Annotated in this window: 6 protein-coding genes and 2 pseudogenes; 2 read left to right on the top strand and 6 right to left on the bottom strand. The window is 64.4% G+C overall.

From position 1 onward, the window contains the following. The coding region (locus EG885_RS20865; RefSeq protein ID WP_131578511.1) for a transposase domain-containing protein at positions 1-113 on the top strand (113 nt) is incomplete at its 5' end. Positions 114-421: 308 nt separating this feature from the next. On the opposite strand, the gene EG885_RS20860 is transcribed toward EG885_RS20865, so the two are convergent. The 6 genes and pseudogenes from EG885_RS20860 to EG885_RS20835 form a co-directional block, all read right to left on the bottom strand. After that, a complete protein-coding gene (locus EG885_RS20860) occupies positions 422-1,069 on the bottom strand; it encodes a BON domain-containing protein (protein ID WP_131578508.1) in 648 nt (215 codons plus the stop codon). Positions 1,070-1,462: 393 nt separating this feature from the next. Further along, positions 1,463-1,789: a hypothetical protein gene (locus tag EG885_RS20855; protein ID WP_131578505.1), complete on the bottom strand. Its 327-nt coding sequence runs from the start codon at positions 1,787-1,789 to the stop codon at positions 1,463-1,465. Positions 1,790-2,027: 238 nt separating this feature from the next. Then, positions 2,028-2,441, bottom strand: a pseudogene (locus tag EG885_RS20850) (ATP-binding protein); the annotation flags it as partial. A gap of 34 nt (positions 2,442-2,475) precedes the next feature. Continuing rightward, positions 2,476-2,614, bottom strand: a pseudogene (locus EG885_RS23385) (transposase); the annotation flags it as partial. 235 nt (positions 2,615-2,849) lie between these two features. Next, positions 2,850-5,204, bottom strand: a complete 2,355-nt coding sequence (locus EG885_RS20840) for a YbcC family protein (protein ID WP_131578498.1) — start codon at positions 5,202-5,204, stop codon at positions 2,850-2,852. A 31-nt stretch (positions 5,205-5,235) separates the two neighbouring features. Further along, entirely contained in the window at positions 5,236-6,774 is a 1,539-nt protein-coding gene (locus EG885_RS20835) for a proton-conducting transporter transmembrane domain-containing protein (protein WP_131578495.1), read from the bottom strand. Positions 6,775-6,871: 97 nt separating this feature from the next. On the opposite strand from EG885_RS20835, the gene EG885_RS20830 reads away from it, so the two are divergent. After that, a complete protein-coding gene (locus EG885_RS20830) occupies positions 6,872-7,762 on the top strand; it encodes a LysR family transcriptional regulator (RefSeq protein ID WP_242679780.1) in 891 nt (296 codons plus the stop codon). Positions 7,763-8,058: the final 296 nt, after the last annotated feature.

Genomic DNA, 8,058 nt, shown 5'->3' with positions numbered 1-8,058 from the left:
ATGGTATCGAGCCCTTCGCCTATTTGAAGGCAACCTTGGAAGCAGTGGCCGCCGGTCACCCGCAAGCAAGGATCGACGATCTGCTGCCTTGGAACTTCATGCCGTCAAGCTGAAAGCAGGTGAGGCGCCCCCGCCGCTTACGGATGACTGTTCCATCTTCGGTTCTACCAGCACGGGGTCGCAGCAGTGCGACGGAATATTCTCAGCTTTATTGGCTTTCGTCCGGTGCACCAGACATTGATTGGTTTAGTCGAAGACGCTGGCGAGGCACGACGCCGGTTCTGGTTGACCAAGGTGGGACATTTGGGGCGACGCGGCGTCTAATGTTACCTCATTGCAAAACCTGGTAAAGTAAGGCGCGGCTACAGGGTAAACTCTGCCGCCGCCTTTCTTCTAAAATCAGCAGATAGACCAAGCTGGATCAGGAGATACGCAACTGGTCGTTGACACGCTGAACGCCGGGCGCGGCCCAAGCAGCATTTTCTGCCGCCATCCGATCGCCCCAGCAATCGACCTTTCCCTCCAGCGTCACAGTCCCATCATGAACCATGACCCGAATACCAGCCGCATCCAACTCTGCGTCGCGCTTCAGTGCATTTTCGATGCGTTGCCGGACGTCGGCCGGGCTGGCCTTCTTGGTAATTTCGATGCTGTTGAGAATCCCCTTCACCCCGCTCATTCCAGCAATGGCAAGTTCAGCCGCGGTGCGCTGATAATTCCACTCAACGCGCCCCGACAGGGTCACGTGACCCTCTGCCACACGGACCTTGACACTGTCCATGGGTACAAGTGAATTCCAAGCAAGTGCCTCCAAGACACGCCGGGCGATTTCGTCATCGGCGGTCAGGTGCGATCCAGCAGGCCGGACTTCGACTTCTTGCGCGATGCCGCGCACGCCTTTCACACGTGCCACTGCACGCTCAGCCGCCAGTCGGGCCGCGTATGTCGTCACATGTCCCGAAAGTGTCACAACGCCATTCTGAACAGCCACACCGATCTGGTTTGCGTCAGTGGCGGGCTCGAATTCGAGTGCATCTTCCACATCCGCTCTGAGGTCCGTGTCATTCATAGCTCTTCTCCCAAATTTTTTTGGCGAGGTATGCCGCGCCAATGAGAGGAACGATGCTCCGACATCCGCAATGGTTCATTGATGCGCGTCATCGGACTTGTCCGAAAATTTTCAAGGCTGCGATTTCAAGGCAATGTAGGCGGGCATGCAGACCAAGGCGAATTGAGCCCCGTTGAGTGGACCAAGAAGCGGCACTGATCTAGCTTTCACATTCTTATCGGCACGGCTGTTTATGTACTCCCAGAACTGAGACGGGTTTTCCATTGATAATACAGCCATTTGTATTGCCCCCTTACCCTGCCGCTGACCGCAGTGGGGAAGTTCCATGTGGCTTATCTCTCAGAGGAAATTCTGCGCCTGTGCGGCCCAGTTCTGAATGGAAGTGAACACCCATCAGACTGTCTGCGCAGGCTTGATGGTCAGGCCGATGGTTTCGCCAGCGTATCTGGCGCCAAGCATAAAGCCTGCGGCCCAGGTTCTAATTCTGTCGTGAGCTTCGATAGGGTTGTGGGTTTCGTCGTCGTTCAGCAACAACTCGTAGACTGGGAGCGGGTTATCCCCGTCCTGGTTTGCGCACAGGCTGAGCCGGATAACACTATCAGCCACCATGACTTCGCCGCGATCCTGAAGATTGACGGCGGTCAGATGCTCCAGCACCAGATAGCCCTTTGTCCCGGGTGCAGGCAGAAGATTGAATAGCAGATTAAGGTTCTCTTTCATCACACCCTCTGTCTTGCACGTCATGCAATAGGGTGCATCACGTAATGAAAACCTTACCATCGTCAATTCGTTAATTCGTCAAATCTTGCCTGCGTCACTCTGTCGGTCTCGCCAATCTGCATGCCCAGATGCCGCGGCACACGTCCTCTGCACGGCTTGCTCCGGGATAATGGCGGCATTCGCGATCATTTTATGACACCGACCAGCTTACAACGGTCTTTCATCGCTCCCCGGCCCCAAGGGTCGGGTCGCCAATGGTCTCGTGCCAGTGCTCCACCGGGAGTTGGCTGGTGACAATTGTGGAGCCACGGCCGTGACGATCTTCAAGAATCTCCAGCAGGTCTCGCCGTTCGGGAACAGTAAACACTGACAGGCCCCAATCGTCGAGGATGAGCAACTCGGTCCGCTCGATGGCTTTCATCGTCCTGGCGTGCCGCCCGTCGCCACGGGCGATGGCGAGAGCCTCGAACAGGCGCGGCACGCGGTGATAGGCGACGCGCCGGCCATCGCGGCAGGCCTTGTGGCCAATTGCGCAGGCAATCCAGCTCTCTCCCAGCCCGGCTGCACCGATGATGAGCAGGTTCTCATGGCGTTCGATCCATGCGCCATCGACGAGGTGTGCCATGACGGCACGATCAATGCCGCGCGGAATGCGCAGGTCTCCGTGTCACCCGTCGCCGTCTTCACGAACTTGCGCTTCCAGGCATAGAGCGAGTGCTTGCTCACCCCGAGTCGTTCCGAACCCTCGCTTACAGAATAGCCCCGCTCGGTCATCTGTGCGACCGCATCCCGCTTGAAGTCATCAGTGAAATTGCCAGTGCCCATCATGACCTTCTTGCCGCAAAGTTAGCGAAGAAGGCGTCCACGAAACATATGGCTATTCATATCCAATCTCCAGTTCTTTGGTCACGATCCTATCTTCGTGTTCACGAAACCGGCAGCAACTCACAGTGCCAACCCGCCGCGATGAGCGCTTAAGCTATGAATGTGCATATCAAGCCGTGCCCTAGCTTAAGACACTTGTGGCAATACGACTCATTGCCGTCGAAAGCTGACCTTCTCAACTCGTCTCATCATGCCACCCCATTCCGGGGCGATGGCGTGCGACGACACGGCCCCCCTCCAGCGCCAGCAGATGCAGCCAGCCGTTGCCGAACAGACGCGCCACGTCCGGATGGCGGTCAAGGATCGCGTCGATGGCGGATGTCGGGGCGTCCAGCATCACCGTCAGCCGCAGCGGGTCGTGGACGGGGCGAGTGCCGTTATGGACCGCCTGCCAAGGCAGGCCAGGGCGCAGACAACCGCCATTGCCCTCGACCACGCCAATGCCGCCGGTGACATTGTGGATCAGCTTGGTGCCGCCCCCGAACAGGGGCGCGGCCACGGTCGAGCCATAGTATTGCAGGCTGATCCAGCTGGCGACGACCACCGGTGCGGTTAGGATCAGCTCCAGCACCGTGTAATCCGTGTCCAGCGCGCGATCATAGCTGTGCAGGAAGCCGCGCCCGCCCAGGTTGATCCCGCGCGTGATGGCCCGCGGTGCGGCGATGAAGGCCGCGCATCCGGCCAGCCCCCATTCCGGCCGCGTCTCGGCCCAGTTCGACGCGCGCGCCGCCACCGTCGCGGGGCTTGCCCCCGGCAGGCGTGCCGCGCGGACCGTGCGGTTGCGCGCACCGGCGCGCTCCAGCCAGTCAGCGGCGCGGGCCAGATCGCCCGCGTGACTTGCCAGCGCATCGGCGGCGTGCAACGTCACGTGATCCGTCGTGGTGTCATGCAGGGCCCCAACGAACAGCGTGTCGTCGGGCAGCGTGATGTCGTAATCGGGCAGGGCCCCCCGTGTCTGGGGGTCGTTCAGCAAGTTAGCCAGCACGCGGGCCGAAACCTCTCCGGTCTGGCCGCCGCAGGCGCCGCAGTGATAGGCGCTGTGATGCGGGTTGTTTGTCATGCTAGCGCCGTGGCCGACCATCAGGACCAGCCTTGCATGCCCCGCGACCAGGCCCATGGCGCGCAGGATGGTGGCGGCCAGCCGTCCCTTTTCCAGCGCCGACATGGGGGCGGACAGGCGGGGCGCGCCCGCAGGGGCAGGGGCGGCGTCGCGGCCCATAGCCCCCTTCAGCAGCTTCAGCCCGTAGAGCGGCCCGACCGCCTCGACAAAGGCAAAGGACGATACCGCGGCCTGCCGGAACCGGTCCCAGGCCCGCGTCGCCCGGGCGGCGATGCGCGCGGCATCCTCGGCCTGGTCCTGGCTGGTCGCGTCAAGCGACGGGGTCAGCAGCACCGGCAGATGCGGCACCGCGTGGACGCTGGCCTGGGCATGATGCTGCAACGGCAGGCCGAAGAAGCCTGCAAAGCCATAGGTCTCGGCGTCCGGGGCGACCTCCTCCAGCGCGCGGCGAAAGGGTTCGGACCGGACGTCGATGCAGAACACCGCCTGCATCGCCGGCCGGGACAGAGTCGGGCGCGACCCCGTCAGGCATGCCGCAAGGCCGCGCTGGTATGCGCGTTCTGCCGCGTCCTGGGCGATCGAATCCGCCACATGATCGGCCGATGGCTGGACCGGCCGCGCATGCGCGCGCACCGCGTCGGTCCATGGATCGGCTAGGTCGGAGCGGTGCGCCAGCAGCGCCTCCTCCCAGATCAGGCGAATCGCCAGCAGGTCGATCACGGTGCCATCGGTCCCGCGTGACTGTTCGGCCTGCCAGGACAGCCATCGCGCGTGCTGTGCCCAGCCCCCCAGATCGACCAGCAGCCGATGGAACGCCGTCGGCGCTGCTTCAGGCGTCAGGGCCAGCCGTTCGGCCGCCTGCAGGATGACCCGTTCCGCCCGGTCGGGGGCGGCTGCGACATGGGCGCAGAACCCGCGCAGGCCCGCGATTTCCGGCGTCAGGTCATAGGTGGCCCATTCTTTCCACGCGGTAAGGGCGCTGGTGCCAGGCGCGGGCGTCCAAAGCGCCTGGCCCTGATCAAAGCGCCCTGCGGCCCACAGGCCGATGCTGCGGGCGATGACCTCGGGCCAGTCGGTGTCGTCATGGCGCGCGGCAAGATCGGCGACCGTCGGCAGGGCGCGGGGGATCGGCGCGGTCGCGTTCAGGCGCAGCTTCAGCATGCCCAGATCGACCGGCTTCAGCGCCGACGGGCAGGCGATCAGCGCCGCCGCCAGGTCGTCGTCGGTGATGCGCCCGTCTGCCATCATCGCCCCGAACGCGGCCCGCGGTCGGGTCAGCGACAGCCCCGCGACGCGGGCCAGCCTGGCCGAGGCGGTGGCTAGGTCATCGTCCGATTGGCCCAGAAAGGGGTTCACCGCGACGGCGGCCGCCAGCGGAAAAGCCGGGGGGATGGCGCGTGCGGCCTGGGTCGCGGCCGCCAGCAGGCTGGCAGCATGATCGGGTGTGACGCCGGCGTGATCGTGGATCATGGAAACCTCGGTTGGAAATGGGGGGTGGGGATCAGCGGGACTGCGCGGCGCGAAAGCCGCCGATCAGCCGGTCGAACAGGGCATTCAGGTACAGCCCGTTGGCCAGGTGGACGCGCAGTCCCGCCATCGCAGGGTGATGCGCCCACAGCGGAAACAGTGCCTGCGCCACTGCGACCACCCCGAACGAGATCACCGCCAGCGCGATCAGCGCCCATTCTAGCGCACCGGGCGACGGCGGCGGCGGCAGATGCGGCCCCCAAAGCGCTCCGGCCAGCAGGTGAAAGCCGAAATAGCCAAGCGCCGCCATGACCGACGCCATCGCCGTGCGCCGCGTCAGCGCCCGCGGGGCGGCATCGGCCAGCCCCTGCGCGACCAGATAGGCGGTGCCGACGATCAGGATGGCGCCCAAGGCCAGCGCCTGCGCCGATTTCTGGCCGCCAATCGCCGCGAACCCAAGCGCGACAGTCGCATAGAGGGCAAGGGCCAGCGCAAAGGCCTGCGCGACGGCACCGATGCCAGGCACGGCGACGGGGCCGGGGCGACCCGCGGAGGCCACCGCCGCGACCGCGTTGCCCGAGGCCAGAAACCCGTACGCCTTGTACAGCCCATGAGCCACGATATGTAGCAGTGCCAGCGACCACAGGCCCAGCCCGCATTGCATCAGCATGAACCCCATCTGCGCGATGGTGGACCACGCCAGTGCCGTCTTGACAGCGCTTTGGATCAGCATGACCGTCGCACCGAACAGCGCGGTCAGACCTCCCATTGTGACCAGCACCGCCATCGCGCCGGGACTGGCCTGGACCAGATCGGCCGTACGGATCAGCAGCACGCCGCCCGCATTGATAACCCCCGCATGCAGCAGCGCAGAGACCGGGGTCGGGGCCTCCATCACCTCGGTCAACCAGCCATGCAGGGGAAAAGCCGCCGATTTCAGCAGCGCCGTCAGCACCAGTGCCGCAACCGCCCCCTGTGCGGAGGGGGTCAGCGGCCCGGTCGCCGCGGCCTTCAGCGTGGCCAGATCGGTGGTGCCGAAGGCGATCCACGCCAGAACCGCGGCCAGAACCAGCGCCACGTCGCCTGCACCCCAGACCCGTGCGAACTTGGCCGCCGCACGCCGTGCCGCGGGCCGATCGGGATAGAACAGCAGCAGGTCGCGCATCGCCGCCCCGATAACTATCGTGCAGACTGCCATCAGCGCCAGATCGCCCGCCTGCACGAGCACCAGCACTGCGGCCAGCACGATCAGGATGCCCGCCTGCGCCCGGGGGGCTCGCGCCTCTCCCTGCAGATAGGTCCGGCAATAGCGCAGGACGATCCAGCCGACGAACGCGACCAGCACCGCCATGGTGACCCCGATCGCATCCAGCATCAGGCCGACCCCCGGCAACAGGGCCAGCGCCTGAGCGCCGCCGGTCATCAACTGCAGCGCCGCGACCAGCGACAGGGCCAAGGCGCACAGCGCCGCGGTTTCCGCCAGGCGCGGGCCGGGCCTGACCCGAATCAGCAGGGCCGCGGCAACAAGCAACAGGGGGCCAAAAGCGGTCAGGGGCAGGATCTGGGTTGTCATGATGGGCTCCGCAAGTTTGTCGACACCGGATAGCTGCTGGAAACGTTTCTTAAAAATACATATAATATGCCGAACCGTTCTATATTATGGAACCATTGTGAACCTGCACCACCTTCGCCTGTTTCGCGCCGTGGCCCTGGACGGCACGCTGACCGGCGCCGCGCGGCGGCTGAACCTATCGCAATCGGCGCTGTCCACGCAGCTGCGCCTGCTTGAGGCGTCCCTGGGTCATGACCTGTTTGAACGGCGGGGACGGGGGCTGATCCTGACCGAGGCGGGCCGGATCGCGCTGGATCATGCCGAGGCGATCTTTCGCACCGCCGAAGATCTGACCGCCATCCTGCGCGAGACGGGCCGGTCGCGGCACGCCCTGCGGGTGGGAGCCCTGGCCACCCTGTCGCGCAATTTCCAGATGCTGTTCCTGCGACCGCTGATCGGCCGCCCCGATGTCGAGGTCGTGCTGCGATCAGGCACCCAGGCAGAGCTGCTGCGCAATCTGGAGGGGTTGTCGCTGGATGTCGTGCTGACGAACCTTGCCCCGGCCCGCGATGCCGCCAGCCCATGGCTGATCCACCGGCTGGCCGAACAGCCGGTCAGCATGATCGGCCGGCCGGACCTGGTGGGCAGGGGCCGGTCGCTGGAGCTGCTGCTGCGGTCGGAACCCCTGGTCCTGCCGGTGCCTGAAACGGCGCTGCGGGCCGATTTCGACACGATGGCCGCCCGGATGGGCATCGTGCCGCTGATCGCCGCCGAGGCGGACGACATGGCGATGCTGCGCCTGCTGGCGCGCGAGGGGGCGGGGATCGCGGTCATCCCTCCCATCGTCGTGCGGGACGAACTGGACGCCGGAACGCTTGTCGAGGCCGCCCGACTGGCGGGCATCAGCGAGACGTTCTACGCCGTCACGCAGCACCGCCGCTTTCCGAACCCGCTTCTGGCGGACGTGCTGTCGCTTTGCGAAGGCACGCGCCTGAAAGACGCCGAGTAGACGCATAAGCCGGAAGTTTGAATACGATATCTCCTCCCAATGTGCTTTTAGCTGGTTCAGCAGCATGGGGGTTCTTGAGTATCTGCATGCGCGCTCAATATTAGCCTTGAAGTACTAATAGTGGCGCATATGGAACGATGATCTGTTCATCGGGTGGCGCCACGCTAACTGTCACATCCCATGTGATTATACGGCCTCTTCCTGAACAGGTCCGGCCTTTGTTTTTGCCAGTCCTTGAGCGCATCAATGGGCGTTCGGCCCTTCAGCACTGATTGCGGGAGCTGACCGTTGTAGAG

This window comes from Paracoccus nototheniae, assembly GCF_004335005.1.
Taxonomy (GTDB): domain Bacteria; phylum Pseudomonadota; class Alphaproteobacteria; order Rhodobacterales; family Rhodobacteraceae; genus Paracoccus; species Paracoccus nototheniae.
The sequence above is the reverse complement of the archived record's forward strand: the minus strand, read 5'-3'. Positions and strand labels throughout refer to the sequence as shown.

Coding starts and splice junctions, on each gene's coding strand:
- EG885_RS20840 (WP_131578498.1), bottom strand. CDS start 5,204: ATGATCCACGATCACGCCGGCGTCACACCCGATCATGCTGCCAGCCTG.
- EG885_RS20835 (WP_131578495.1), bottom strand. CDS start 6,774: ATGACAACCCAGATCCTGCCCCTGACCGCTTTTGGCCCCCTGTTGCTT.
- EG885_RS20860 (WP_131578508.1), bottom strand. CDS start 1,069: ATGAATGACACGGACCTCAGAGCGGATGTGGAAGATGCACTCGAATTC.
- EG885_RS20855 (WP_131578505.1), bottom strand. CDS start 1,789: ATGAAAGAGAACCTTAATCTGCTATTCAATCTTCTGCCTGCACCCGGG.